The sequence below is a fragment of the Acinetobacter sp. RF14B genome, assembly GCF_006864105.1.
Lineage (GTDB): Bacteria > Pseudomonadota > Gammaproteobacteria > Pseudomonadales > Moraxellaceae > Acinetobacter > Acinetobacter lwoffii_C.
In genome coordinates this window covers 17194-42843 of record NZ_SMTB01000011.1, presented here as the reverse complement: position 1 = coordinate 42843, position 25650 = coordinate 17194, and the positions used below count along the sequence as shown (strand labels likewise).

Sequence of the window (25650 nt, the reverse complement as noted above, 5' to 3'; positions counted from 1 at the left end):
GCTCGTTACCGACCTGTCCGCCGACCACATCGACCTTCGGCACTTCTGCTGCATTATTTGGCAATTGCACGGCAGAGGTGATGGCTTTGGTCAGGTCTTCCGCTTCAATATCTTCCTGCACCGGCATACGTACCATCAGGTCACGTTCAGACCCTAGGGTCTGCACCACTGCATCATTAAAGCCAGCCTGAGCCAGTGCTTTGGATACCTCGGTCGGTTTTACAGGATTGGTATAGTTCAGTTCAGCTGCTATACCGCCGGTAAAGTCCAGACCCAGATTTAAACCTTTGGTCACAATAAAGAAGATACTGGCTACCGTCAGAATGATTGAAAATACTGCCGCAGGCAGTGCAATCTTCATAAACGGGATAATGCGTTCGTCTTCCGGGCGACCGTACTGTTTTTGATTCAGTTGAGTATTTTCAGTCATCAGTGATCTCCTTAAATGCTCAACTTTTTCAAGTTACGTTTTTTGCCATAGATCAGCTGAACAATGGCACGGGTTACCGTAATGGCGGTAAACATCGAGCAGACAATACCGATCATCAGAGTCACGGCAAAGCCTTTGATCGGACCAGTACCAATCGCGAACAGGATAAATGCCACCAGGAAGGTGGTGAGGTTCGAGTCGAAAATGGTGTTATAGGCCCGGTCATAACCAGCCACAATCGCCTGTTTGGGCGAGGCCCCCCATTTAAGTTCTTCCCGTATCCGTTCACAGATCAGGACGTTGGCATCGACCGCCATACCAATGGTAATCACGATACCTGCAATACCCGGCAGGGTAAGAGACGCACCAATCCAGGACATGACCGTAAGGATCATAGCCAGGTTAAAGATCAGGGCAAAGTTGGCAATCACACCAAACAGACGGAAGAACACCACCATCCAGATTGCGACCAGAATGAAACCGATCTGCGTAGATAATACGCCTTTGTCGATGTTTTCCTGACCAAGACTTGGACCAATCACACGTTCTTCAACAAAATACATGGGCGCAGCCAAAGCACCAGCACGTAACATCAAGGCCAGTTCAGCTGCTTCTTGTGGTGAATCCAGACCGGTAATACGGAACTGTGAACCCAGTACGGCCTGAATGGTGGCGGCATTAATTACCACCGATTCGGTATATGGCGTACGTACTTCAGTCTGGGTACCAGTTGCAGGGTCTTCGACATAACTGATGCGCTGTTTATTTTCAATGAACAGTACCGCCATGCGCTTGCCGACTGCATTACGGGTTGCATCGGCCATCAGCTTGCCACCCGCGCTGTCCAAGGTAATATTGACCTCAGCACCACCAGTGTCCTGGCTAAAACCGCTTGAGGCATTCTGCACACGCTCACCGGTCAAAATACGGTTACGATTCAGCAATAACTGACGCCCACTGTCCAGCGATTCATAAGCAAAAGCTTCGGTTCCCGGCGGCGGAGTACCATTTAATTGGCCGGTATATGGGTCGATTGACTGATCATTCAGATCAGACACCAGACGGAATTCCAGATTCGCAGTACGACCCAGAACACGTTTGGCCTCAGCCGTATCTTGTACACCTGGAAGCTCGACCACAATACGGTTGCTGCCTTGGGTTTGTACCAATGCTTCTGCTACACCGAGTTCATTAATACGGTTACGTAAGGTGGTTAAGTTCTGGTTAACAGCATACGACTCAATTTCCTGCTTACGCGTGTCTGTATAGTTCAAACGTAAAGTTGAACCTGAGTCGGTGGCTACAGCTTGCGGGTTAAACTCATTTCCATTGCGACGCAAGAAATCCATGACCGCAGAACGGTCATCATTGTTGGCAAACTGCACCACAATGGTATTGTTGCTTAAAGAAAGGCTGTTGAATTTCAGGTTATTGTCACGCAGTTGACGACGCAGGTCGGCGGCTGAAGTTTCCATCCGCTGGGCAATGGCTTTGTCCATATCCACTTCAAGCAGGAAGTGTACACCACCACGCAAGTCCAGGCCGAGCTTCATTGGCTTGGCACCAATTTTTTGTAGCCATTCTGGGGTGGTCGGGGCCAGGTTCAAGGCCACCACATATTCATCACCTAAACCACGGCGCAATGCTTCTTTGGCTTTGAGCTGGGTTTCACTTGAATCTACGCGTAAGAGGGCGGCATTGTTACTAAAGCTATTGTCATGAGTTGCAATATTTTCAGTGCTTAAAATCTGCTCTGCTTTTTGTATGATGCCTGCGTCAATTTGAGTACCGGCTTTGGCACCCGAAATCTGTACAGCAGGTTCATCTGGATACAAACTTGGCAGGGCATATAAGGTACTGATCACCAGGACAACCAGGATCAGTACATATTTCCATGCTGGGTAACGCATTCGTTTTCTTCTTAAAATGAAAAAAGTCGTGCGGGTGGCACGACTGTTTTTTGATTAAATGTTATTTAAAGTACCTTCAGGCAGCACTGAGATCACACTCGCACGCTGAACTTTAACTTCTACGCCACGGCTTAATTCAACTACTGCAAATTCACCTTCAATTTTGGTGATCTTGCCCATTAAACCGCCAGCGAATACCACTTCGCTGCCTACTCCAAGGCTGTCAACTAGGGCGCGGTGCTCTTTGGCACGTTTGGATTGTGGACGCCAGATCAGAAAGTAGAAGATTGCAATAAAAACCGCAATCATCAGGATGTTAGCCATCATACTTGGTTGTTGTGCGGCTCCACCTGCAGCGTGCGCAGTCGAAATAAAAAGGCTCATTTCATTTTCCTAAAATAAAAAACTGGTGATCAACTCGGTAATAAATTGACATATTCTTGCAATTTACCTTGTCTTTTTCTTCAGCGCAAATGCTGAAAGATTAATCTTGTGGACAAGGTGGAACTTCCAGGCCGCGACGGGCATAAAAGTCCTGTACAAATTCATCAAAAGTTCCATGGTCGAGCGCATTACGGATATCTTCAGTAAAACGCTGGTAATAACGCAGGTTATGGATGGTGCCCAGCATAGAGCCCAGCATTTCTCCGCATTTTTCCAGATGGAACAGATAAGAACGGGTAAAGTTTTGACAGGTATAGCAGTCACAATGTGGATCCAGCGGGCTTTGATCATGACGATATTTACTGTTGCGAATTCGTACCAGACCGTCTGTCACAAAATAATGGCCATTACGTGCATTACGGGTTGGCATGACACAGTCAAACATGTCGACACCACGGCGAATGCCTTCAACAATATCCTCCGGCTTGCCGACACCCATCAGGTAACGCGGTTTGTCTTCCGGCATTTTGACCGGAAGATAATCCAGGACCTTGATCATTTCTTCTTTCGGTTCACCGACTGACAGGCCGCCAATCGCATAACCGTCAAAACCAATTTCTAACAGGCCTTGTAGGGATTCATCGCGCAGGTCTTCATACATGCCGCCCTGAATAATGCCGAATAGGGCATTGGTATTGTTCAGGTGATTGTGATGATGTTCTTTACAGCGCTTGGCCCAGCGTAAAGACAGTTGCAAGGATTTTTGTGCCTCTTCATGCGTTGCAGGATAAGGGGTACATTCATCAAAAATCATCACAATGTCAGAATTCAGCACCTGTTGAATTTCCATTGAAATTTCAGGAGAAATAAAGACTTTTGAACCATCAATGGGAGAACGGAAAGTAACGCCTTTTTCTTCAATCTTGCGCATTGCACCTAGACTAAAGACCTGGAAACCGCCAGAATCGGTCAAAATCGGCTTGTCCCATTTCATGAAACCGTGCAGGCCGCCATGCGCTTTAATGACATCCAGGCCAGGACGCAGATACAGATGGAAGGTATTGCCGAGGATAATCTGGGCTTTAATGCCTTCCACATCACGTGGCAACATACCTTTGACCGTACCATAAGTACCGACTGGCATAAATACGGGAGTTTCCACCACACCGTGTTCAAGCGTTAAGCGACCACGACGGGCACGGCCCGACTGACCTAATTTTTCAAACTTCATAGGAGTTCCACATCGAGGCGAAAAAACAGTTCGCTGATTGTTAATATAAATAAAAGGCGCTATTTTCCTTGATTCCGGCCTGAAACGCCAGCATTCCAGAGTTTCAACTCTGTAATTTTATTTGTAAATGATTAAAGTGAAGTTTCAAATAAAAATAAAATATCCTTAATTCCTGGCTTTTTCTGCTTGCCGTCAGCCAGAGAAAACATGCTTGAGTGAAGGGTACAATTAATGAAAATTCGGACGATAGTCAAAATTTTGACTGACGTTCTGGTCGCGAAAAGGACGTACCGCTTTTTTTCTCAGCAGCATGTCATTGATCATATTGTGCGGAAAAATCTGGATCTGATTATTAAACAGTTCGACATTGCGGTTATAAATGGTGATCGCAGCACCGACATTTTCATTCTGTTCTTCAATTTCATTCATCATTTTCAAATAAATTTCATTGGCTTTGAGTTCCGGATAATTTTCAATCACCACATTCAGGCTGCGCATCAGTTCTTTATTCAGGCTTTCAATGCGTTGTAGCTGGGCAATATCGGCATCTTTCATGTTCAGGTTCATGATGTTCTGGCGCAGTTCGGTCACTTTTTCCAGAGTACCTTTTTCAAAGCTGGAATACTGTTCGACCAGAGGGTGCAGGCCATCCAGGATTTTAATTTTCTGGCGTTCATAACTGGCCACATCGGCCCAGGCACGAATGGTCGAGTTGTGATGACGGACAATATTGTTACGGATCATGATGATCGCGACAATCGCAGCGACCATGATCAGACAAAAAATCAAAAAGCCCATGCGTAGCTCCCCCTTAAAGTTGAAATAATTATTTTAAAAACTGTAGTAAGTCGTGTTGTAACTTTTCTAGTTCGGTTAATTTAAACGTTCTCAGATGCCCACGCAATGCTGGAATATCGTTAATTTTATCGTGTTTGCTTGATGCCTGAAACAGATTATGGGGTCCTAGGTAGCAGAGCAGCCGACTTTCCGGGTGAAACATTAAGTCTCCCTGACGCCGTTCAAAAAAGTCAGCCAGTCTGAGTACAAAACCTGGAGTGTAGAGTTTGGCCATCTGCAGCGGGTCACTACCATAAAAGCTCAATTTCTGGTTGGTGCGAATATCACTACTGTGCCAAGGGTAAGTAAAAGGATAATAAAATTTCTTTCGGGCTGTGGTGACTGCCAGTCCCTGAGTTTGAATGTCAAACACAAATACTCCCCACAGATCTTTATGTACTTCGGTCAGTTTGATCGGCTGGCCTTCTTTGTCCCGTACCTGGACTTCATGCACATAATGATATTGAAAGAGCAGCACCTGATGCTGCTGACCATCTTCATCTTCCCAGACGGTGCTGGCATAACGCTGTATATCATTCCTCAGGGAGCCCTGGTTAAAGACCGGAAACTGGCGCTTTAAATGACTGATGAAATGCAGGGGATTTAGCGCAATAGAAATATGCTGCGGTTGTTGTTGAAAAGCCAGCTGATATTTTTTTGCAATCGCCACCTCTTCCAGATAGCGGATGACGTCATCCAGCGGCTTACGGTGTTCATAACTGATATAGGCACCGAACAGCAGCAGGCAACCTAAAAATACACAGCTTTGAACCCAGATATTTTCAGGTGCGATAAACACACCCACGATTAAAAAAATACTGATTCCACCCAAGGCGAGAGGCAGGTTATTTTCAAATTTTAAGGTGATTGGGCCATTCCAGGGATGCAAGCCATCTAGTAGTTCCTGATAGCTTTTAGCCTGATGGCCCAAGTGCCAGAGCCGCGCAATATTGTGAAGCACCACTTTATTCTTCTTGCGTCGAATATGAATGGAATGCTGCACAGAGTCGATTGGCATCGGGAAGCTTCCTGCTTTACTCGGCTTGATCAATCAGCATGGCATCGCCATAACTGAAGAAGCGATATTGACTGGCCACCGCATGCTGATAAGCCTTGAGAATATGATCACGGCTGGATAATGCCGATACCAGCATCAGCAGGGTAGATTCCGGTAAATGGAAGTTGCTAATCAGGCGGTCGACCACTTTGAACTCATAACCGGGATAGATAAAAATCTGGGTATCGCCAGTCCAGCCTTTCAATTCACCACCATTGGCCTGAGCCGCACTTTCAGTGGCCCGGGTGGCAGTGGTTCCCACGGCAATCACTTTATTACCACGCGCTTTGGTGGCTTTAATTAACGCCATAGATTCATCTGAAACCTGACACCATTCACTGTGCATGATGTGATTTTCAATATTATCAGTGCGTACGGGCAGGAAGGTACCTGCACCGACATGCAAAGTTACAAAAGTCTTTTGAATGCCTTTTTCTTCCAGCTTTTTCAATAAGTTGACATCGAAGTGCAAAGAAGCAGTGGGTGCGGCAACACTGGCCAGTTTGGTCGGATCATTAAATACAGTCTGATACCGCTCGCTATCAATCTCTTCTGCTTCACGATTGAAATAAGGCGGAATCGGCAGGGCGCCGTATTGATCTAGTACTTCTAGAATCGGCTGAGAGAATTCGACAATAAACAGGTTCTCATGACGTCCCTGAACTGTGACTTTAATAGCATCTGGCCCAATAAACAGTTCAGCACCCGCTTTAGGCGTATTACTGGCCTTGATATGACAGTGGGCAACCAACTGGTCTATCATCCGTTCGACCAGCACTTCAACAGCGCCACCTGATGCGCGTTTCCCTTTCAGGCGCGCTTTCATAACCTTGGTGTCATTCAGAACCAGCAGATCTCCTTCATTCAGCAAATCCAGAATATCGGTGAACTGGTGATCGTGATATTGGCCTTGTGCATCCAGATGCAGGAGGCGAGAGGCACTGCGTTGTTCCAGCGGGTAACGGGCAATCAGCTCATCGGGGAGATCGAAACTAAAATCAGAAAGTTGCATGACAATTTACGATAAAAAAACTACGGCTAGTATAAACTTTTTTCTTTTTTGTGGCGGGAATTGCCGGATTATAAAACAAAAAAATGCCAATTGTTTTAAAATTAAGCAAATGTGTTTTTTTCTGCGTTGACAAGTTTTCGAATCGGAGTAATATAGCCGACATCCACTCCCGAGGTGGTGAAATTGGTAGACGCGGCGGACTCAAAATCCGCTGTCAGAGATGACGTGTCGGTTCGAGTCCGACCCTCGGGACCAAAATTCAAAAAACCCAAGCATATTCAGTCTTGGGTTTTTTATTGCCTGAAAATTTTGATTTTGAGTGTAAGTTATTAAATATTTGCAATATTTTTCTGTACCTTAACCGCTTAAAACGAGTAAACAACCTTCTTTAAGAAAAGGCACCAAGCAGAATCATTATGCCAGTAGCGAATAAATCTTCTAGCTGCTAATGCTTAAGTCTTGCGCGGCATAAAAGAAGCAGTAAACTCCGCAGGATTCATATGGATAAAAAATTGCGCTGCATCTTCAAAATTACCATATAACCAGTCCTCGCGTAGTTGCTCCGGAATCACAATAATCGAGCGCTTTTCAGCTCCGGGTTTGTGGAAGTTTTTCATAAGTGGATGCTGATCAGCATTGATAGTCAGCATAGACATGGAACGAACCTGCTCCCCTTCTAAAGTGGTATTTTCATAGAGGGCAGCGACGGTAAAGGGGAGGCCATCTTTGCGATAGATGCCCCAGCGCTGGGCCTTGCCATCTACATATTTGGGTTCATAAATAATCTGCACCGGAATCAGGGCAAACTGGTTGTGATACCACGCGTTTTTGAAACTTGGTTTTTCATCGATAGTTTCAGTTCGGGCGTTGTAGGTCATTCTGCCAATTTTGAACGTTCTGGCCCATTTCGGAATCATGCCAAATTTGACCGAACGCCATTCAAGCCCTTGGGGGCCAGCAAGGACCAGCGGACAGTCATTCAGCGGATAAATATCTGGCTTAAAGTCAAACTCAGGCGGATCGGGCAGCTTCAGGAGTTGAGCCTGCTCTCTGCTAATGGGACGAAAATTGGCGCACATTATTTATCTCCTGAATGCGACAAAACACAATCCAAGGGGGCTGAACAGACCCGACTTTATCGGGCTGCTGTGTTGAATAAGCCGACGATTACCGGATCAATACTTCAGAGCTGAGCTAGGTAATCTGATGACTTTATTTTAAGCATAAAAAAGCCCCACGCCTGAAATTCTCCTTTTTATATTGCAACAGAAAAATTCAGGCTTGAGGCAGTTTTGGACTATCGCAATGAATTAAGAGAATTCACCTTGTGAACGTTCTTTGGCCCATTCACGCAGGACAAACTTCTGTAATTTACCAGTGGAGGTTTTTGGAATCTCGGTAATGACCACATCTTTTGGCACTTTAAAACGTGCCAAATGCTCACGACAGAAATTGATAATTTCTTCTTCCGTAACCTGACTGCCCTGTTTTAGTTCAATAAAGGCACATGGGACTTCCTGCCAGCGAGGGTCAGGTTTGGCAACGACTGCTGCGGTTAGTACCGCCGGATGTTGATATAAAACTTCCTCCACTTCTAGGGAAGATATATTCTCACCACCGGAAATAATTACGTCTTTTGAACGGTCCGTGATTTTGGCATAGCCGTCCGGCTGGCACACAGCCAAGTCACCGGTATGGAACCAGCCACCCGCAAAAGCTTCTGCGGTTGCTTCCGGATTTTTTAAATAGCCTTTCATCACAATATTGCCACGGAACATAATTTCACCCATGGTCTGGCCATCATTCGGCACGGGTTGCATGGTTTCCGGGTCCAGCACTTTCATGCCATCTTGTAGCGGATAAGGCACCCCTTGACGGGAGTGCAGCTGCGCCTGTTCCTGAAGGGACAGTTCTGACCAGCCCGCTTGCGAAGCACATAGCGCCGATGGACCGTAGGTTTCAGTCAGGCCATACACATGCGTCACATTAATCCCAATATTACGCATACCTTCAATAATTGCCGCAGGTGGTGCAGCACCTGCCACCATTACTTCAACACGATGCTCAATGTTTACCTTTTTATCTTCAGGCGTATTGATCAGCATAGACAGGACAATTGGCGCAGCACAGAAGTAGTCCACTTTGTGTTGCTCGATCAGTTTAAAGATCAGTTCCGGATCGACTTTACGCAGACAGATATTGGTTCCGCCATTTGCTGCCATGGTCCACGCAAAGCACCAGCCATTACAGTGAAATAAAGGCAAAGTCCATAAGTAGGTGGCGCGTGGCGTCATGCCACAGGCAATGATATTGCTGGCCGCATTGATATACGCACCACGATGGTGATAGACCACACCTTTAGGATTACCGGTAGTGCCGGATGTATAGTTCAGACTGATGGCATCCCATTCATCCTGCGGTAAATGCCACTCAAAACTGGCATCTCCTTCAGCCAGCCAGTCTTCGTACTCAATCTGTCCAATCGGCGTAGTAAAGCACTCTTCATAATTTTCATCTTCTACATCAATGACGAAAATTTCTTGAGGTACCATGTCCAGGGCTTCTTTGGCCACAGCAGAAAACTCCGGATCGACCAGCAGCACCTTGGTTTCTGCATGTTCCAGCATAAAGGCCAGGGTTTTTGCGTCGAGGCGTGTATTGAGCGTATTCAGTACCGCACCCGCCATCGGCACAGCAAAGTGTGCTTCAATCATGGCTGGAATATTCGGTAACAGGACCGAAACGGTATCATTTTTGCCAATGCCGAGCTTGTGTAATTGATGGGCAAACTGGCGGCAGCGCTGATAAGTTTCACGCCAGCTAATTTCACGCTTGCCATGAATGATGGCATTTTGAGTCGGATAAATATAGGCGGCACGCTCCAGATAACGCAAAGGAGACAACGCAACAAAATTGGCCGGTGTGCGTGGTAATTCGTCATAAGCGCTGACCATTGTTCTACTCCATGAATTTTATTATTACATCCTTTAACAATAGTCATTTTTCAGTATCTCTGACAGTTATGCTTTAGTCGAGTTTTTGTTTATTGTTTTTAAGCTACTGAATTTAATCATAATTATTTTTTGGTTTAATTTTTTTTGAACTATCGGGTTCCTATGTTTGCTTTTTGGGGTATTTTGTTCTAATTGAAAATAAATCCTCATGGTCAAGGAAGAATAATGAAAATAAGACAGGCGGAGGGAAGGTGGCAGAACTGGTCAGGTAGCCAGCAGGCGCGACCGGAAATTATTCAGGTTCAGCATCTCCAGCATTTACAGGATATTGTGAAATCTTCGGCGCAGATTCGTGCTGTCGGTGCAGGACATTCCTTTAGTGCGCTCGCCACCACAGATAATATTTTAGTGAATCTGGATCATTTAAGAGGCGTTGTGGCCTGGGATAAAGCAAACACCCGGGCCACCGTGCAGGCCGGTACACGACTCTATGAATTGGGCAAGGATTTAACGCCCTTCAATCAGGCCTTGATCAATCAGGGCGATATAGACCAGCAAAGTCTGGCAGGTGCGATCTCTACCGCGACCCATGGCACAGGAGTCGATTTACCTTGCCTTGCCGCTTTTGTTCAGGGTTTTGAACTACTGACCGCGGACGGTGAGTTGCTACAATGTAATCAACAGCAAAATAATGATATTTTTCAGGCAGGACGGGTAGCACTGGGCAGTTTGGGTGTACTAACCAAAATTACCCTGCAAAACCGTTCCTGTTATAAGTTAAAAGAACAGATCCGGCTATGTAGATTAAAAGAAGTCTTTACCCAGCTTGAACACTGGAAAAATCAGCATCGGCATATTGAGTTCTGGGCTTTTATCCATTCCGACGTGGTGATGCTGAAAACATTGGATGAAACCGATGACGCCATTCAACCCAGAGAGGACGGCTGGCCTTCTGAAGATAATTTACTGACTGTATGTTCGGAGTTGACCCGAATTATTCCTGCCTCTAATCCTTATCTACAAAAATTACTCGGTGTTTTTGTCAAACCCAGTTGTTATGTGGACTGGTCCAGCCGGATTTTCCCCACAGCGCGCAATACCAAATTTAATGAGATGGAGTACCAACTGCCGGCTGATTTAGGCCTGCAATGTCTGGAAGAAGTTTTACAGACCTTAAAACAGCAGCGCGCCCCGATATTTTTTCCGATCGAGTTCCGTTATGTCAAAGGCGATGACATCTGGTTAAGTCCGTTTTATCAGCGTGATTCAGTTTCTATCTCGATTCACCAGTTTTATAAACAGGATTATCAGGCTGTGTTTGCTCTGGTTGAGCCGATTTTACAGAAATATCAGGGACGTCCTCATTGGGGCAAATTGCACTCCATGACTGCGACTGGCCTGCGTGAACTTTATCCGAAGTGGGATGAGTTTATGACCTTGCGCCAGCAACTCGACCCACAGCAAAAGTGGCTAAACCCTTATTTAAAACAATTGTTTTTGACGGAGTAGGAGAGGCAGGATGCAAGCTGTTTATTTTCAGCAGTTGACTCAGGACCTGAAGCAACAGGGCACGGGTACACCACAACTGATTCTGGATTTGGCCCGTTATCACGCCAATCTGGAGATGGTGCAGTCCAAATTGGCTACTGCTCAGCTCAAGCCACGTCTGGTGGTGAAATCTTTGGCCTGTATGCAGTTACTGCAAGTGGCCAGTGAAAAGCTAAAGACTCAGCGTTTTATGGTTTTTCATCTACCGCATCTGTCAGACCTACTGAGCAGATTCAAGCAGGCCGACATTTTGCTGGGTAAACCGATGCCTGTTCAGGCAGTCCAGCAGTTTTATCAAAACCGTTCAGATCTAAATGTGTCATATCCACAGACAAATATTCAATGGCTGGTGGATGATCTGGAACGGCTGCAACAATATCTGCAACTGGCACAGCAGTTAAAGCTGTGTCTTAACATCAACCTTGAAATTGATGTCGGCCTGCATCGGGGTGGTGTCAGTCATCCGGAGCAGTTTAGCGCCTTACTTGAGCTGATTCGGCAACATCCCAACTTTCTCCAGCTTTCCGGCCTGATGGGCTATGATGCCCATGTTGCAAAGCTGCCAAAAGTGCTGAAAAGCTCGGAAAAAAGTTATCAACAATCACAGCAGACTTATCAACGCTATAAAACTATTCTTCAACAGCAGTTTCCTGAGCTGTGGCAGGCAGATCTGTGCTTTAACGGTGGCGGCAGTCCGACCTTTATGCAGCATTGCCAGCAGAGCGTCTGTAATGATCTGGCCTTTGGTTCGGTGCTGCTCAAGCCGCGTGATTTCGAGCTGGACCCGCTGTCTGCTTTTCACTGTGCCTTATGGATTGCAGCGCCCATTTTAAAGATATTGCCTTATAGTCAGATTCCAGGTTTGGAAGTGCTGAATCGTCTGCCACATAGATATAAAGCCGCCTTTATTTATGGCGGCTACTGGCAGGCAGATTATATTTATCCGGAAAAAAGCCAGCCACATGCCCTGTATGGACGTAGCAGCAATCAGGAAATGGTCCAGATTCCTAAACACTGTGCAGTAAGCGTTGATGATTATGTGTTTTTAAGGCCCCTGCAAAGTGAAGCGGTGATTCCGCAGTTTGCCTGGCTGTATGCCTATCATGAAGGACGATTGACTGCATGGGAAACCTTTCGGGAATAAGAAAATCCTGAAGCAAAAAAATCAGCCGGAGTCTTTACTATGCTGGAGCGATTTTCGCCCTAAATCTTATTTTTATTGGGGAAAAGGTTTAATCATGTGGCCAAGCCGTGTAAAATTCCAAATGATTTTTTATTTATCCACCGTTTTTATCTTTTGAGGCTTTGCCTCGATCATAATCTCGCGGTGACATGCTCCATGGTACGGGGCATCACTCCTTAAGGATTTTCTATGCCAATTATCACTTTGCCCAATGGCGATCAAAAACAGTTTGATCAAGCCGTATCCGTGATGGACGTTGCTCAAAGCATCGGTCCTGGGCTTGCGAAAAACACGGTTGCAGGTCGTGTGAATGACCGTCTGGTCGATGCGTGTGATTTGATCACTGAAGATGCCACCCTGCAAATCATTACACCTAAAGATGAAGAGGGTGTCGAGATTATCCGCCACTCTTGTGCGCACTTGGTGGGACATGCAGTGAAGCAATTGTTCCCGGAAGCGAAGATGGTAATTGGGCCGGTCATTGAAGAAGGTTTCTACTATGACATCTGGATGCCACGTCCGTTTACACTGGATGATATGGCCGCGATTGAAGAGCGTATGAAAAAGCTCATCGATCAGGACTATGATGTCGTGAAAAAAATGACACCGCGTGATGAGGTGATTGCAGAATTCACTGCACGTGGCGAAGAGTATAAACTGCGCCTGATTGCAGACATGCCAGAAGAAACCCAGATGGGCTTGTATTATCATCAAGATTATCTAGACATGTGTCGCGGTCCGCACGTTCCCAATACCAAATTCTTAAAATCGTTCAAGCTGACCAAAATTTCAGGCGCTTACTGGCGCGGTGATGCCAAAAACGAACAGTTGCAACGGATTTATGGTACCGCATGGGCTGACAAGAAACAGCTGGCTGCCTATATCAAGCGTATTGAAGAAGCTGAAAAGCGTGATCATCGTAAAATCGGTAAGGCACTGAACCTGTTCCATATGCAGGAAGAAGCACCGGGCATGGTATTCTGGCATCCAAATGGCTGGACCATTTACCAAGTGCTTGAACAGTATATGCGTAAAGTGCAGCAAGACAACGGTTATGAAGAAATCCGTACTCCGCAAGTGGTCGACTTTACGTTGTGGGAAAAATCGGGGCATGCGGCCAACTATGCGGAAAACATGTTTACCACGCATTCTGAAAACCGTAACTATGCTGTAAAGCCGATGAACTGTCCTTGTCACGTACAGGTATTCAACCAGGGGCTGAAATCTTACCGTGATCTTCCAATCCGTCTGGCAGAGTTTGGTTCATGTCATCGTAACGAGCCATCAGGTTCTTTACACGGCATTATGCGTGTTCGTGGTTTTACCCAGGATGATGCACACATTTTCTGTACCAAAGAGCAAATCGGTACTGAAGTTGCAGACTTTATTAAATTGACACTGGATGTATACAAAGACTTTGGTTTTGAAGACGTACAGATGAAGCTGTCCACGCGTCCTGAAAAACGTGTGGGTGAGGATGCACTTTGGGATCTGGCCGAAAAATCTCTGGCAGATGCGTTAGATGCTGCTGGACTGGAATGGGAGCTTCAGCCAGGTGAAGGGGCATTCTATGGTCCGAAGATCGAATTCTCCTTGAAAGACTGCTTAGGTCGTGTATGGCAATGTGGTACGATCCAGTGTGACTTTAACTTGCCAGAGCGCCTTGACGCCTCTTATGTCACTGAAGATAACGACCGAGATCAGCCAGTAATGTTACATCGTGCAATACTTGGCAGTTTTGAGCGTTTTATTGGTATACTCATTGAACACTATGCAGGTTTGATGCCACCTTGGTTGTCACCTGTGCAAGCATGTGTAATGAATATTACCGATTCTCAAGCTGAAGCTTGTGAGTCAGTCGTCGCGAAACTTAAAGAAAACGGAATTCGAGCAATTTCTGACTTGAGAAATGAGAAAATCGGCTTTAAGATTCGTGAACGTACTTTAGAGCGTATTCCATACTTACTGGTACTTGGGGACCGTGAAGTTGAGGAAGGTACAGTAAATGTTCGTACCCGCTCAGGGAAAAATTTGGGTACTATGTCAATCGATACTTTCGTTGACCTAGTAAAAGCAGCCGTAGCCGAACGCGGCCGGTACATTGTGGAGTAACAGCGATTAAACAGCCTGACCGTAATCAACAGGGTGGTAACAAATCAAACCGTCCTGCCTTGAATGATGAAATTCGTGCAAAAGAAGTCCGTCTTGTAGACGAAAATGGTGAGCAAAAAGGGATTGTAAGCTTAGCTGAAGCCCTGCGCGCAGCAGAAAGCGTTGAGCTTGATCTTGTGGAGATCGTAGCGAATGCCGAGCCACCTGTTTGTAAAATCATGGACTTCAACAAGCATTTGTTTGATTTAAAGCAAAAGCAGAAAGAAGCGAAGAAAAAACAGCATCAAGTCCAGGTGAAAGAAATCAAACTGCGCCCGGGTACTGATGTTGGTGATTACAACGTAAAATTACGCGCAATCATCAAGTTCCTTGAAGATGGTAACAAAGTGAAAATTACCTTGCGTTTCCGTGGTCGTGAAATGGCTCACCAGCAGTTAGGTCTGGCTCAATTGCAAAAAATTGAAACAGATGTAGCTGAATACGGTACAGTCGAACAAGCACCAAAAATGGAAGGCCGTCAAATGGGTATGCTGCTTGGTCCTAAAAAGAAAAAGTAAGCACTCATTGAGTCTAAAAAGCCCTGCAATTGCAGGGCTTTTTTATGTTGGTTTTATGAGTCTTGATGGGTTTTAAGTTCCACTGGTCTTGAAACATTTGAACAATCGAATGCCGGTACTGTTTAGAAAAGCTGAGTAAATACATGAGGCGGAATTTATGTCTCTCAAGCGCAATGAATAGCTGTCAGATTTCCGCACAAGTCCTATTGTTGCTCCGCCCGATCTAGAAAATAAATAAAGTGGCCAAGACAGGAAAGAGAATAAAAAAATAAGCCCATATATTTCAAAATATCAACCGGATATTGTTTTATGAAAGATTGAGGTTTCATCTATTTTTTATTATGCATATTTTGAATCCACTAGACTGTTATGTATAAAAAAGAAAGACTCCAGTTGGAGTCTTTCTTTGCATAAAAACATTATTCCGCATTCACTGTTTTTTCGGTCCCATCTTCTGAATTTTCTAGCAGTAACTTTTTGCCGATCGGGATTTGTCGTGGCAACTTTTCTTCTGGAATGATACGTTGCAGATCAATCACCAACAGACCATTTTCATAATCGGCTTGTTGTACTTCAATATGCTCATCTAAACGCAATGACAGCCTAAAGGCGCGACGGGCAATACCTTTATGCAGGTATTCAGTACTTTCTGTTTGTACTGCTTCGGGCTTGCCGGAGATGGTTAATAAACGATTTTCAATTGAAATATCCAGTTCGTTCTGATTGAAGCCAGCAGTCGCCACTACAATGCGGTAATGATTTTCACCATGTTTTTCAATGTTGTAAGGTGGATAGTTGGGTGCGTCGCTTTGCATCGCGTAGTCAATAAAATCGTTTAAACGATCAAAGCCAATGCTACGACGGAACAATGGATGAAGATTTAAGTTACTCATAATTAGAACCTCCTGAGGTCAGCAAAGTTTTAATAACAAGAATTCAAATCTGTCATGATTATCATCGACAGAGCGAAAGAAAACTTTTATCCTTACGCATATTCAATATGTGATTTAGCGGGAAAATTTCAAGATTTTTTCACTTATTTTTTTATAAATTTATAATAAAACACTGAAGTTAAAGTGAAAATAATTTATAGCGTGATGGCTTGCTATTTTTTCATGGCTCTATTGCGTTGTTCAAACAAGTCGCTCTTCAGGTAGACGGAGTATAAAATCGAATGATCGATCTATATTATTGGCCAACCCCGAATGGTCATAAAATTACTATTGCCCTGGAAGAGATGGGCCTGAAATATCAGCTTATTCCGGTTAATATTTTAGAAAATGACCAGTTTCAATCCGATTTTCTGGCGATTTCTCCTAATAATAAAATCCCCGCGATTGTGGATCAGGATGGTCCCCGTCATCAGGCAATTTCAATTTTTGAATCGGGGGCAATTTTACAGTATTTAGGACGTAAAACCGGGCTATTTTATCCACACGATGAGCTAAAACGGGTACAGGTCGAGCAATGGCTGATGTGGCAAATGGGTGGGCTGGGGCCAATGCTGGGCCAGAATCATCATTTTAGCCGTTTTGCACCTGAGCGAATTGCCTATGCAACTGAGCGTTATGTGAATGAATCCAAACGTTTATATGGGGTATTGAATACACAGTTGCTGGGACAGGACTATGTTGCAGGTGAATATTCGATTGCCGATATAGCGATTTTTCCGTGGTTATTGCGGCATGAGTGGCAGCAGATTGATCTGGCCGATTATCCTGAAGTCGAAAAATATATTGCACGTATCAAAGCCCGTCCTGCGGTAGCAAAGGCCTTGGCAATCCAGGTTTAGGCGATGCCATGCATGAAGCAGGTTTATGCTAAACTAGAGTTCTTAAACATAAAACCACCTTTCCGGTGGTTTTTATTGGATAGATGTATGCAAGATTTTTTTCTGAATTTAACCAAGATTATTGAAAGTAATACGCGAATTTATTGGAGTATTATTTTTGGGGTGGCGGCTTGTCTGTTGCTATATATTGCTGAAATTTTCCATGTTGATCATATTATTACGCTCTTAAATACCAAAGATCAGCAGATTTTGGCTGCAACGATTGATCCGATCACGGACAGATATGGCTGGGCGCGTATGGCGATCATTGTGGCCGCTGTATTGTGGGCAAACTGGGAGTTTTTAAAGGCGAAAAAGAAACTGGGCTTAAAACCTTAAGTTTGGCATGTCGCTCCTTTTACTCTTTCTTTCCGCATTCGGGGCGGCAACTCTATTACCGTTGCAATCTGAAGCGGTCTTATTGAGCTTGCTCTGGCAGGAACATCATCATGCAGCCTTATTGATACTGGTGGCGAGCCTTGGAAATATTCTGGGTTCTTGTGTGAACTGGTATTTAGGTATGCGGGTAGAACAGTATAAACATAAAAAGTGGTTTCCTGTTTCAGAGCAGCAGATGCTGAAAGCGCAACGCACTTACCAGAAATATGGTTATTGGTCGCTACTTTTTAGCTGGGTGCCCATTATTGGTGATCCGATTACCCTGATCGCAGGTTTGCTTAAGGAAAATTTTGGCCGTTTTTTATGGATGGTCAGCCTGGCCAAGACCGGACGTTATCTATTTCTCTATTGGGCTTTTAGTATGTGGTAAAAAAAGAGGCGTTCGCCTCTTTTTTAATGACATTCATCGAGTTTAAATTCAATTTCATCTTTAAGGCTGGACGGTTTATACAGCCATAAGGTGCTGGCAAGGCGTTTACTACGGATTTCAGTGCCTTTTAGGGCAGCGATCACTTGCTGGTCGACTTCATAACGTCCCGAACCTTGTCTGATCTTAATGCTTTTGACCTGACCGTCGCGATTGAGCTTCATTTTAAATTTAACTTTGCGGTCATGCCCATGCAGCTGCTCGGGATGAAGATCAAGCTGAGGCTGCCTCAGATATTGAAAAGGGGTTTTCTGCCCTTGCTGTTGTGCCTGCCAATGACTAGAGTTAAAGCTATATTCACAGTCAGTCTGAGTCTCATCTTTTAGTTTGAGGCTAAATACCTGATAGCCAATCAGCGGCAGGGTGGTTTTATTTTCAATATGTGGGTTGGCTTTGGCTACTTTTACAGCCTGAAGCAGGCGTTGATCAAGCTGGGTAAAACCGGTGCTTTCCTGGATCGAGGCTTGTTCTATTTGTCCCTGCTCATTGACATAGATGCGGACGATGGCAGAGCGATCCTGGCCTTTGAGTTCATCATTATTATAAATAGGTTGAGGAAACTTGCTCCATTCAATACGTGTGGTCAGGTGAGCAGGCTGTACATCAATGGATTGTGTGGGTAATTGATTGACGTTTTTTATTGTTGCGCTATAAGCCGTGGCAAAAGGGGCAGTGAATAGCATTACACACAGGATAGGTTTCATAAGTTTGAGTCTTAAATCAGGCAAAGTACAAGGCGATGAGTCTTGCAGCGCAGTATTTCCTGAAATGGCAACACGAGCAAGCATTAAACATAAAAATCTTATTTTTCTTTAGCTTTGATGAGGTCGACTGCAAACGGCTCTTGGAGTTGGGTTCAGTTGAATACAATGATTAGTATGGCCAGGTTTGTCAATTTCGTAATTTAATCCCTTGCTGCAAAATGTTAGTTTTGCAATTTCCTTCAGAAAAAAGGACTAGTGCTTTTGTTTTAAGCAAAGATGCATTAGAATGTGCGCTCCCTTACCTGCAGGTCGTTGTTGCAATGGTGCAGACGTGCCGAACAGGTGTTTAAAGAGGTTGTTATGGCTAAGTTAAAAACTCGCCGTGGTGCAGCTAAACGTTTCAAAGCGACTGCAAACGGTTTCAAGCGTAAACAAGCGTTCAAACGCCACATTTTGACCAAAAAATCTGCTAAACGTATCCGTCAATTGCGCGGCTGTGTAATGGTTCACGTAAGTGACGTTGCTTCAGTTCGTCGTATGTGCCCATACATCTAAGGAGATTATAAATGGCTCGTGTAAAACGTGGTGTACAGGCTCATCGCCGTCATAAAAAAATTCTTGCTCGTGCTAAAGGTTACTACGGCGCTCGTTCACGCGTATATCGCGTAGCGTTCCAAGCGGTAATCAAAGCAGGTCAATACGCTTACCGTGACCGTCGTCAGAAGAAACGTCAATTCCGTGCTCTATGGATTGCGCGTATCAACGCTGGTGCTCGTCAAAATGGTTTGTCATACAGCCGTATGATCGCTGGCTTGAAAAAAGCTCAAGTGATTATCGACCGTCGCGTACTTGCTGACATCGCTATGCATGACGCAGTTGCATTTGCTGCTTTGGCTTCTAAAGCTAAAGATGCATTAGCTGCATAAGTCTTTAGGACTTAAAGAAAAGACCGCTTTTAGCGGTCTTTTTTTGTGCCTTTATGTATATGGTTGAATCATAAAATTATTAAAAGTTCAAAATCTGATTTTACCTTCATTCGGGAGGGTTGGAATGCGTCAACAATATCATTTTAGACAAGTGGGCGATGATACTCATATTTGGGATGTGCATCGTTTGGTCAAGCTGAGCCAAAGCTTACAGATTAAACAGATTCCAGTGGCAGCTATTCAAGAGCTGAATGAGGCCTATTGGTTTCCTGAAACTCATCCTACCACGCAGCAAATTATTGAACATATTCAGTTGATTCAAGAAGCTGATTTAAGTTATCCCATTATTTTATGCGCAGCAGGGAGGGTGATGGATGGAATGCATCGAGTGGCAAAAGCCCAATTATTGCAGCAGGAAACCATTCAGGCGGTCCAATTTAATATAACCCCAGTACCCGACTTTATTAACCTTGCTGAAGATGAGCTGGATTATGACGAGGACTAAAGATTAATCAGAGTAGAGACAGCCATTTCATGTATTAGTGACTAAGCACGTGCAGCGGCTTTAACTGATATGCATTGATCAGATGACTTGAGAGCCATACTGTAAATGATGGCTGAAATGAATAAAATTAATGCTGTTGCTACCTCTGCTACAGGGAAAATCATTTTTTTCAGGGCTTTGGTATATAAACTCGGTTTGTATTATATTGAGCTGAATAACCTATTTTGGCTGGATTTGCCCTTTTCAGTAAATTTATACTGTTCTGTTAAGCATGTATTTCATCGGGCATGGCATCAACAGGAGTTATGGTCTAATTCGAGTAATCAGGAAAGTCTGCCGCAGTTGTTTGGATAGCATTCGATGGTCTGCTGGATGCTTGGTACACACCGCAAAAACCGGGAAAAATATGTGCAGATGAAGAATCTACCCGAATCTCGGCATAGCCGGTGGATACCTGTAAAAAGTCAAAAGAGATTGATGATTTTTTAGCTCAGCTGGGTACTTCTGTGTTATCGCAGATGTGACACCAACATCCTTTAAATTGTCATCTCGTTCTATAAATCTGTTTTAATTCACAGATGTTAGGCCGCTCTGCATTAAAGGAACACGACAGTTGAAGATACAATTTAATGCACAAAACAGAGTTGAATAGCAGCCCTATCAACAAAACTACAGGCCAAAATAGTAGCCAATCAGACAGATAATCACGGTGATAATAATTAAAGTTAATACATTGGTCGCACTGGACTTGCCTGGGTCTTGCGGTTTGTGTGCCTTAGAACTTGCCGATACATGTTTGTCCGTCGTCATGCCAGCGAATGGATCAGGAGTCGCTTTGCTGCTCAGTTGAGCCGTCTTGTAGTGATTCGCCACTTTAACAATAAATTTTGCAGTTAAATCATCAATCTTTTGCGAGAAATGGCGTAAATCCAGTTGCTGTTCAGGGCTTAAAATCTCTCCCTCCGCATGATAAGGATGCTGAATCTGGCTATCAATAAAATCACTTAAGGCTTCTAGACGATAAAGGGTCTGATGGACATAATCTGCTGAGTAATTGGTCGGGATTAAAGCTAGATGGGTGTTTGAATCAGCTTGCAACGCCGGGATGCTGCCATAATAAGGCAAAGAGCTATAAGTCGGCTCTGTAAAACCTTGGGCCCATCTATTTTGAAACAGCTCCTGTTCGGTATAAGTCTGAATATCATCCCAGTTTGGCGCCTCCAGATCGGCATTAATACGTTTGGCCAATTTAGAATTTAACTGATAACCCCAGAAAGTTTCATGCCGTAAAGGAGACTGCTGAGCAGGAGGGGCTTCATAGTCATTATCTGCGCTATACCATTCTGCCAGTTCCTTCCCAATCATCCAGGCCATTTTCTCCTGCTTTCCATGGCTGATAATCACATGCGCGAAAGGCACCAGTTCGACATTGGCATTGGGGTTCTTTTCATCTTCCAGTAAATGTGAGGAGTGCAGGCTCAAGCGGTGAACCCCCTGTTTTTTTAAGCCTTCCAGCCAGATCTGAAAGTGTTGGGCCAAGAGATGCTGTGAAAGCAGGTCACGAAAAGTCAAATGGTGCTGATTAAAAATGGAGTGATTCAGCCACTGGCTAAAGCCAAGATCCTGAGTCAGAAACTCGTTACCATAAGTCACAAGGGTCAGTTGCTGTTTCCAAATTTGATCGAGTGCCATAGTGATTTGATCTCTTTGATATTGTTTATATCTTATACTTTTTATATTTGATCCTGCCAATCTAATTTTCCTGTACAGGTCTCTTCATCAAAGTCTTTAAAAACTGTTAGAATATGGGGTTTTTTAAAATAATTTTTTAACCTGTTGCTTTGAGAGTTACTATGTCACTGGAAGCCCTGACCACTGAAGCGCTCGCTGCGATTGCAGCAGCTCAAGACCTTGCTGCACTTGATCAAGCCCGAGTGCAATTTACAGGGAAAAAAAGCCAGCTCGCGGAACAATCTAAGTCGCTGGGTAAAATGGATCCTGAACAGCGTAAAGCGTTCGGCGCACAAATTCATGCAGTCCGTGAAGCAATTACCAGTGCTTTGACCGCACGTCAGGCTGAACTGCATCAAGCCGCATTAGAACAAAAGCTGGCGAGTGAAACAATTGATATTACGTTGCCAGGCCGCGGTCAGCAGGTGGGCAGTATCCATCCGGTGACCCAGGTTCAGGAACGTATTTGCCAGTTCTTTACCAAAGCCGGTTTTACCGTGGCAACAGGTCCTGAAGTTGAAGATGACTATCATAACTTTGAAGCCCTGAATATCCCGGGACATCACCCTGCACGTGCCATGCACGATACCTTCTATTTTGATGTCAACCACCTGCTGCGTACCCATACGTCTGGCGTGCAGATCCGTACCATGGAAACCCAGCAACCGCCGATCCGTATTGTCTGTCCAGGGCGGGTATATCGCTGTGACTCGGACCAGACGCATTCACCGATGTTCCATCAGATCGAAGGGTTATACGTTGCGGAAAATACCAGCTTTGCTGAACTGAAAGGTTTGCTAGTCAATCTACTGAATGAATTCTTTGAAAAAGATTTAACAGTACGTTTCCGTCCGTCTTATTTCCCATTCACTGAGCCAAGTGCTGAAGTGGACATTATGGATGAGCGCGGCAAATGGCTGGAAGTACTAGGCTGCGGAATGGTGCATCCAAATGTACTGCGTGCAGCAGGCATTGATCCGGAACAATACAAAGGTTTTGCATTTGGTTTGGGGGTAGAGCGTTTTGCCATGCTACGTTATGGCATTAATGACTTGCGTATGTTCTATCAAAATGATGTGCGTTTTTTACGCCAGTTTGCTTAAAACTTTTTAATAATCCTCTCCTAACCTCTCCTTTTAAAAGAGGGAATCCGCGAAATAGATGGAGTTCTCCCCCTTTGGAAAATGGGGGGTAGAGGGGGATTCTAGAGATTTGAATTACAGGTTTTATATCAATGAAAATTAGCGAAAATTGGCTGCGCACATGGGTTAACCCAGCCATCGACAGCGAAAAATTATCTGACCAACTGACAATGCTCGGTCTGGAAGTCGATGAGCTGGCTCCAGCAGCAAAACCATTTACAGGCGTAGTGGTGGGTGAGGTTTTAACAGTAGAACAGCATCCTGATGCCGATCGCCTGCGAGTAACAACAGTAAATATTGGTTCGGGGGAACCGTTACAAATCGTATGCGGTGCGCCCAACGTCCGCGCAGGCATGAAAGCGCCGGTGGCAACCATCGGTGCGGTTTTACCAGGCGATTTCAAGATTAAAAAAGGCAAACTGCGCGGTGTTGAATCACAAGGTATGCTATGTGGTGCTTCTGAAATTGATCTGGAAGATAAAATTGACGGTCTTTTAGAATTACCGGATGATGCTCCTGTCGGTGTCAATATCCGTGAATATCTGGATCTGGATGACCATGTGATTGACATCAGTATCACGCCAAACCGGGGCGACTGTTTTAGCATTCGTGGTATTGCGCGTGAAATCGGGGTCATCAACCAGCTGCCAGTAACTGTACCGGAAATCAAGGAGGTTGCTGCAACGATTAATGATGAGAAGAAAGTCGTTGTCTCAACTGAAGGTTGCCCACGTTACTTGGGTCGTGTGATCAAGAATGTAAATACCAAAGCGCCGACACCAGAATGGATGGAGCGTGCTCTGGTGCGTTCAGGCATTCGTCAGCACAGCATTCTGGTGGATATTACCAACTATGTCCTGATGGAGTTGGGTCAACCTCTTCATGCTTTTGATGGCGGTAAAGTTCAGGGTTCTGTCCAGGTTCGTCAGGCAACAGCAGGTGAAAAACTTGTGTTGCTAAATGAACAGGACGTCGAGCTGCAAGATGATGTCATGGTGATTGCAGATGATGAAAAAGCATTGGCCATTGCTGGTATTATGGGAGGCTTGTCTTCATCAGTTACCGATGAAACAACAGAAATTTTCCTGGAATCAGCCTTCTTTGCTCCGCTGTATATTGCTGGGCGTGCGCGCCGTTTTGGTCTGCATACAGATGCCTCGCAGCGTTATGAGCGTGGGGTCGATTTTGAACTGCCAATGCTGGCTATGCACCGTGCTTCACAATTGATTGCTGAACTGGCTGGCGGTGAATTTGGACCAATTGTTGTGGCTGAAAATCCAGCAGCATTGCCAACGCGCGAAGCGATTGAACTTGAACAGGCACAAGTAGACCAATTGCTGGGTTATAGTATTGAGTCTGGCTTTATTCGCGATGCATTAATGCGTCTGGGCTGTGAGGTGACAGTCAAGGCAGAAGGGCAATGGTCCGTTGTTCCGCCATCACACCGTTATGATATGGCGATTTATCAAGACCTGATTGAAGAAGTGGCGCGTATTCACGGCTATGACAATATTCAGATCAGCTTGCCAGTACTTGAAGCCAAACTTGCAAAATATCAGGATCAGTTTGAAACCGCACAATTGCGTCAGACAGCGGTGACTTTGGGTTATCAAGAAGCGATCAGTTTTAGCTTTGCTGATTTGAAGCTTGAAAAGCAGTTAAATCCTGCGGTTAATCCATTGGCATTAGCCAACCCAATCTCTAGTGATTTGGCGGTGATGCGTTCGACCCTGCTTTCCAGCCTGATTCCTTGTGTGCAGTACAATACCAACCGTCAGCAGAGCCGTGTCCGTTTCTTTGAATTGGGTTTACGCTTTGACTATCAACATGCTGCCTCAATTCATGATCTTAAGCAGATTCCAACCTTTGCCCTGATTGCCACAGGTTCACGCACTGCGGAAAGCTGGCATGCAAAACCGCAAGCGATGGATTTCTTCGATTTTAAAGGCGATGTAGAAGAAATTCTGGCTGCTGCACGCTTGAAAGTGGAATATGTACGTTCTGAACGTGCCTGGTTGCATCCTGGTCAATCCGCGGAAATTCTCGTGAATAATGAATCAATAGGTTATTTGGGGCGTTTACACCCTTCACTTGAAGATGAACTGGATTTAACAACGACTTGGGTCGCAGAACTGGATCAAAATGCTGTTTTGCAAACTTATGTATCTAATTTTACAGAATTATCACGTTTTCCGTCGGTTCGACGTGATATTGCGCTTTTAATTAGTGATAAGATTAATGTTAGCGAAATTCAGGGACTTATCGAAAAAACAGGTGGAGAGCTTTTAGACTCGACATGGCTATTCGATGTGTATACTGGACAAGGAGTAGAGGAAGGGAAACGCTCACTGGCATTTGCACTTCTCTGGCAGCATCCAAGCCGTACACTGGAAGATGCTGAAATTAAATCAGGTATGGATAATATCCTTCAAGTGTTGGAAAACACTTATCAAGCGACATTGAGGGCTTCATGACAGCATTAACAAAAGCAGAAATGGCTGATCATTTAAGTGAGCTCACGAGTTTAAACCGTCGTGAAGCTAAACAAATGGTCGAGTTGTTTTTTGATGAGATTAGCCAAGCACTAATCTCAGGCGAGCAGGTCAAATTATCAGGTTTTGGGAACTTTGAGTTACGTGACAAACGTCAACGTCCAGGTCGTAATCCTAAAACCGGGGAAGAAATTCCAATTTCTGCACGCCGTGTCGTTACCTTCCGCGCCGGACAGAAATTCCGTCAACGCGTAGGGAATGAGCAGATCAATTGATCT

25 protein-coding genes, 1 tRNA gene and 1 pseudogene are annotated in these 25650 nt (G+C 44.8%); 15 read left to right on the top strand and 12 right to left on the bottom strand.

From position 1 onward, the window contains the following. The 7 genes and pseudogenes from E2K52_RS03340 to queA all read right to left on the bottom strand — a co-directional run. A pseudogene (locus tag E2K52_RS03340) lies at window positions 1-430 on the bottom strand (protein translocase subunit SecF); the annotation flags it as partial. Window positions 431-441: 11 nt separating this feature from the next. Further along, window positions 442-2340 (bottom strand): protein translocase subunit SecD, encoded by a 1899-nt coding sequence (secD, locus tag E2K52_RS03335; protein WP_151203685.1) that lies wholly within the window; start codon window positions 2338-2340, stop codon window positions 442-444. 54 nt (window positions 2341-2394) lie between these two features. Then, a complete protein-coding gene (yajC, locus tag E2K52_RS03330; RefSeq protein ID WP_151203683.1) occupies window positions 2395-2724 on the bottom strand; it encodes a preprotein translocase subunit YajC in 330 nt (109 codons plus the stop codon). A 100-nt stretch (window positions 2725-2824) separates the two neighbouring features. Continuing rightward, window positions 2825-3955: a tRNA guanosine(34) transglycosylase Tgt gene (gene tgt, locus E2K52_RS03325; protein WP_151203681.1), complete on the bottom strand. Its 1131-nt coding sequence runs from the start codon at window positions 3953-3955 to the stop codon at window positions 2825-2827. Between the two features lie 228 nt (window positions 3956-4183). Continuing rightward, window positions 4184-4753, bottom strand: a complete 570-nt coding sequence (locus E2K52_RS03320; protein WP_151203679.1) for a LemA family protein — start codon at window positions 4751-4753, stop codon at window positions 4184-4186. 28 nt (window positions 4754-4781) lie between these two features. Next, complete coding sequence (locus E2K52_RS03315; protein ID WP_151203677.1) at window positions 4782-5810, bottom strand: hypothetical protein; 1029 nt, start codon at window positions 5808-5810, stop codon at window positions 4782-4784. A 16-nt stretch (window positions 5811-5826) separates the two neighbouring features. Then, window positions 5827-6861: a tRNA preQ1(34) S-adenosylmethionine ribosyltransferase-isomerase QueA gene (queA, locus tag E2K52_RS03310; RefSeq protein ID WP_151203675.1), complete on the bottom strand. Its 1035-nt coding sequence runs from the start codon at window positions 6859-6861 to the stop codon at window positions 5827-5829. Window positions 6862-7029: 168 nt separating this feature from the next. On the opposite strand from queA, the gene E2K52_RS03305 reads away from it, so the two are divergent. Further along, window positions 7030-7116 (top strand) — tRNA-Leu (locus E2K52_RS03305). Window positions 7117-7313: 197 nt separating this feature from the next. Here the strand turns inward: E2K52_RS03305 and E2K52_RS03300 are convergent. After that, window positions 7314-7940 (bottom strand): SOS response-associated peptidase, encoded by a 627-nt coding sequence (locus E2K52_RS03300; RefSeq protein ID WP_151203673.1) that lies wholly within the window; start codon window positions 7938-7940, stop codon window positions 7314-7316. A gap of 231 nt (window positions 7941-8171) precedes the next feature. Further along, complete coding sequence (locus E2K52_RS03295; protein ID WP_151203671.1) at window positions 8172-9815, bottom strand: acyl-CoA synthetase; 1644 nt, start codon at window positions 9813-9815, stop codon at window positions 8172-8174. A 225-nt stretch (window positions 9816-10040) separates the two neighbouring features. Between E2K52_RS03295 and E2K52_RS03290 the strand changes: the two genes are divergently transcribed. The 4 genes from E2K52_RS03290 (at window position 10041) to infC (ending at window position 15215) form a co-directional block, all read left to right on the top strand. Continuing rightward, window positions 10041-11324, top strand: coding sequence for a D-arabinono-1,4-lactone oxidase (locus tag E2K52_RS03290; RefSeq protein WP_151203669.1), 1284 nt, complete (start codon window positions 10041-10043; stop codon window positions 11322-11324). Window positions 11325-11334: 10 nt separating this feature from the next. Further along, a complete protein-coding gene (locus E2K52_RS03285) occupies window positions 11335-12507 on the top strand; it encodes an alanine racemase (protein WP_151203667.1) in 1173 nt (390 codons plus the stop codon). A gap of 228 nt (window positions 12508-12735) precedes the next feature. Beyond that, window positions 12736-14658, top strand: coding sequence for a threonine--tRNA ligase (gene thrS, locus E2K52_RS03280; RefSeq protein ID WP_151203665.1), 1923 nt, complete (start codon window positions 12736-12738; stop codon window positions 14656-14658). 59 nt (window positions 14659-14717) lie between these two features. Next, complete coding sequence (infC, locus tag E2K52_RS03275; RefSeq protein WP_218955312.1) at window positions 14718-15215, top strand: translation initiation factor IF-3; 498 nt, start codon at window positions 14718-14720, stop codon at window positions 15213-15215. A 419-nt stretch (window positions 15216-15634) separates the two neighbouring features. Here infC and E2K52_RS03270 read toward each other — a convergent pair whose 3' ends face one another. After that, on the bottom strand, window positions 15635-16108 hold the full coding sequence (locus E2K52_RS03270) for an Hsp20 family protein (protein WP_151203661.1): 474 nt from the start codon (window positions 16106-16108) through the stop codon (window positions 15635-15637). Between the two features lie 281 nt (window positions 16109-16389). Here E2K52_RS03270 and E2K52_RS03265 point away from each other — a divergent pair, with 281 nt between their 5' ends. The 3 genes from E2K52_RS03265 to E2K52_RS03255 all read left to right on the top strand — a co-directional run bounded on the left by E2K52_RS03265 (window position 16390) and on the right by E2K52_RS03255 (window position 17815). After that, the gene (locus tag E2K52_RS03265; RefSeq protein ID WP_151203659.1) at window positions 16390-17007 is read left to right on the top strand and encodes a glutathione S-transferase N-terminal domain-containing protein; all 618 of its coding nucleotides are present in this window, start codon (window positions 16390-16392) and stop codon (window positions 17005-17007) included. A gap of 87 nt (window positions 17008-17094) precedes the next feature. Further along, window positions 17095-17385 (top strand): hypothetical protein, encoded by a 291-nt coding sequence (locus tag E2K52_RS03260; protein ID WP_151203657.1) that lies wholly within the window; start codon window positions 17095-17097, stop codon window positions 17383-17385. A 7-nt stretch (window positions 17386-17392) separates the two neighbouring features. Further along, complete coding sequence (locus E2K52_RS03255; protein ID WP_151203655.1) at window positions 17393-17815, top strand: YqaA family protein; 423 nt, start codon at window positions 17393-17395, stop codon at window positions 17813-17815. A gap of 23 nt (window positions 17816-17838) precedes the next feature. Here E2K52_RS03255 and E2K52_RS03250 read toward each other — a convergent pair whose 3' ends face one another. After that, entirely contained in the window at window positions 17839-18576 is a 738-nt protein-coding gene (locus E2K52_RS03250; protein ID WP_151203653.1) for a TonB family protein, read from the bottom strand. A 360-nt stretch (window positions 18577-18936) separates the two neighbouring features. On the opposite strand from E2K52_RS03250, the gene rpmI reads away from it, so the two are divergent. From rpmI to E2K52_RS15345, 4 genes are all read left to right on the top strand, one after another. Further along, window positions 18937-19131 (top strand): 50S ribosomal protein L35, encoded by a 195-nt coding sequence (rpmI, locus tag E2K52_RS03245; RefSeq protein ID WP_001096359.1) that lies wholly within the window; start codon window positions 18937-18939, stop codon window positions 19129-19131. 11 nt (window positions 19132-19142) lie between these two features. Next, complete coding sequence (gene rplT, locus E2K52_RS03240; RefSeq protein WP_004647525.1) at window positions 19143-19502, top strand: 50S ribosomal protein L20; 360 nt, start codon at window positions 19143-19145, stop codon at window positions 19500-19502. 124 nt (window positions 19503-19626) lie between these two features. Continuing rightward, a complete protein-coding gene (locus E2K52_RS03235) occupies window positions 19627-20007 on the top strand; it encodes a hypothetical protein (RefSeq protein WP_151203651.1) in 381 nt (126 codons plus the stop codon). 117 nt (window positions 20008-20124) lie between these two features. Beyond that, complete coding sequence (locus tag E2K52_RS15345; protein ID WP_227548207.1) at window positions 20125-20361, top strand: hypothetical protein; 237 nt, start codon at window positions 20125-20127, stop codon at window positions 20359-20361. A gap of 315 nt (window positions 20362-20676) precedes the next feature. On the opposite strand, the gene E2K52_RS03225 is transcribed toward E2K52_RS15345, so the two are convergent. Next, a complete protein-coding gene (locus E2K52_RS03225) occupies window positions 20677-21699 on the bottom strand; it encodes a hypothetical protein (RefSeq protein WP_151203649.1) in 1023 nt (340 codons plus the stop codon). A 161-nt stretch (window positions 21700-21860) separates the two neighbouring features. Between E2K52_RS03225 and pheS the strand changes: the two genes are divergently transcribed. The 3 genes from pheS to E2K52_RS03210 all read left to right on the top strand — a co-directional run bounded on the left by pheS (window position 21861) and on the right by E2K52_RS03210 (window position 25647). Beyond that, window positions 21861-22841 carry a phenylalanine--tRNA ligase subunit alpha gene (pheS, locus tag E2K52_RS03220; RefSeq protein ID WP_151203647.1) on the top strand — a complete coding sequence of 327 codons (981 nt, stop codon included), beginning with the start codon at window positions 21861-21863 and terminating at the stop codon, window positions 22839-22841. Between the two features lie 131 nt (window positions 22842-22972). Beyond that, window positions 22973-25354: a phenylalanine--tRNA ligase subunit beta gene (pheT, locus tag E2K52_RS03215; protein WP_151203645.1), complete on the top strand. Its 2382-nt coding sequence runs from the start codon at window positions 22973-22975 to the stop codon at window positions 25352-25354. Next, a complete protein-coding gene (locus tag E2K52_RS03210) occupies window positions 25351-25647 on the top strand; it encodes an integration host factor subunit alpha (RefSeq protein WP_004783565.1) in 297 nt (98 codons plus the stop codon). Before pheT ends, E2K52_RS03210 begins: the two co-directional genes overlap by 4 nt. Window positions 25648-25650 lie beyond the last annotated feature (3 nt).

Excerpts from the sequence above, each read along its gene's own strand:
- E2K52_RS03300 (WP_151203673.1), bottom strand. The coding sequence starts at position 7,940 with ATGTGCGCCAATTTTCGTCCCATTAGCAGAGAGCAGGCTCAACTCCTG.
- E2K52_RS15345 (WP_227548207.1), top strand. The coding sequence starts at position 20,125 with ATGAATAAAATTAATGCTGTTGCTACCTCTGCTACAGGGAAAATCATT.
- yajC (WP_151203683.1), bottom strand. The coding sequence starts at position 2,724 with ATGAGCCTTTTTATTTCGACTGCGCACGCTGCAGGTGGAGCCGCACAA.
- secD (WP_151203685.1), bottom strand. The coding sequence starts at position 2,340 with ATGCGTTACCCAGCATGGAAATATGTACTGATCCTGGTTGTCCTGGTG.
- E2K52_RS03225 (WP_151203649.1), bottom strand. The coding sequence starts at position 21,699 with ATGGCACTCGATCAAATTTGGAAACAGCAACTGACCCTTGTGACTTAT.
- E2K52_RS03270 (WP_151203661.1), bottom strand. The coding sequence starts at position 16,108 with ATGAGTAACTTAAATCTTCATCCATTGTTCCGTCGTAGCATTGGCTTT.
- E2K52_RS03235 (WP_151203651.1), top strand. The coding sequence starts at position 19,627 with ATGCGTCAACAATATCATTTTAGACAAGTGGGCGATGATACTCATATT.
- E2K52_RS03265 (WP_151203659.1), top strand. The coding sequence starts at position 16,390 with ATGATCGATCTATATTATTGGCCAACCCCGAATGGTCATAAAATTACT.
- rplT (WP_004647525.1), top strand. The coding sequence starts at position 19,143 with ATGGCTCGTGTAAAACGTGGTGTACAGGCTCATCGCCGTCATAAAAAA.
- thrS (WP_151203665.1), top strand. The coding sequence starts at position 12,736 with ATGCCAATTATCACTTTGCCCAATGGCGATCAAAAACAGTTTGATCAA.
- E2K52_RS03250 (WP_151203653.1), bottom strand. The coding sequence starts at position 18,576 with ATGAAACCTATCCTGTGTGTAATGCTATTCACTGCCCCTTTTGCCACG.
- tgt (WP_151203681.1), bottom strand. The coding sequence starts at position 3,955 with ATGAAGTTTGAAAAATTAGGTCAGTCGGGCCGTGCCCGTCGTGGTCGC.
- E2K52_RS03285 (WP_151203667.1), top strand. The coding sequence starts at position 11,335 with ATGCAAGCTGTTTATTTTCAGCAGTTGACTCAGGACCTGAAGCAACAG.
- queA (WP_151203675.1), bottom strand. The coding sequence starts at position 6,861 with ATGCAACTTTCTGATTTTAGTTTCGATCTCCCCGATGAGCTGATTGCC.
- pheT (WP_151203645.1), top strand. The coding sequence starts at position 22,973 with ATGAAAATTAGCGAAAATTGGCTGCGCACATGGGTTAACCCAGCCATC.
- E2K52_RS03315 (WP_151203677.1), bottom strand. The coding sequence starts at position 5,810 with ATGCCAATCGACTCTGTGCAGCATTCCATTCATATTCGACGCAAGAAG.
- E2K52_RS03260 (WP_151203657.1), top strand. The coding sequence starts at position 17,095 with ATGCAAGATTTTTTTCTGAATTTAACCAAGATTATTGAAAGTAATACG.
- E2K52_RS03255 (WP_151203655.1), top strand. The coding sequence starts at position 17,393 with ATGTCGCTCCTTTTACTCTTTCTTTCCGCATTCGGGGCGGCAACTCTA.
- E2K52_RS03295 (WP_151203671.1), bottom strand. The coding sequence starts at position 9,815 with ATGGTCAGCGCTTATGACGAATTACCACGCACACCGGCCAATTTTGTT.
- E2K52_RS03290 (WP_151203669.1), top strand. The coding sequence starts at position 10,041 with ATGAAAATAAGACAGGCGGAGGGAAGGTGGCAGAACTGGTCAGGTAGC.
- pheS (WP_151203647.1), top strand. The coding sequence starts at position 21,861 with ATGTCACTGGAAGCCCTGACCACTGAAGCGCTCGCTGCGATTGCAGCA.
- E2K52_RS03320 (WP_151203679.1), bottom strand. The coding sequence starts at position 4,753 with ATGGGCTTTTTGATTTTTTGTCTGATCATGGTCGCTGCGATTGTCGCG.
- rpmI (WP_001096359.1), top strand. The coding sequence starts at position 18,937 with ATGGCTAAGTTAAAAACTCGCCGTGGTGCAGCTAAACGTTTCAAAGCG.
- E2K52_RS03210 (WP_004783565.1), top strand. The coding sequence starts at position 25,351 with ATGACAGCATTAACAAAAGCAGAAATGGCTGATCATTTAAGTGAGCTC.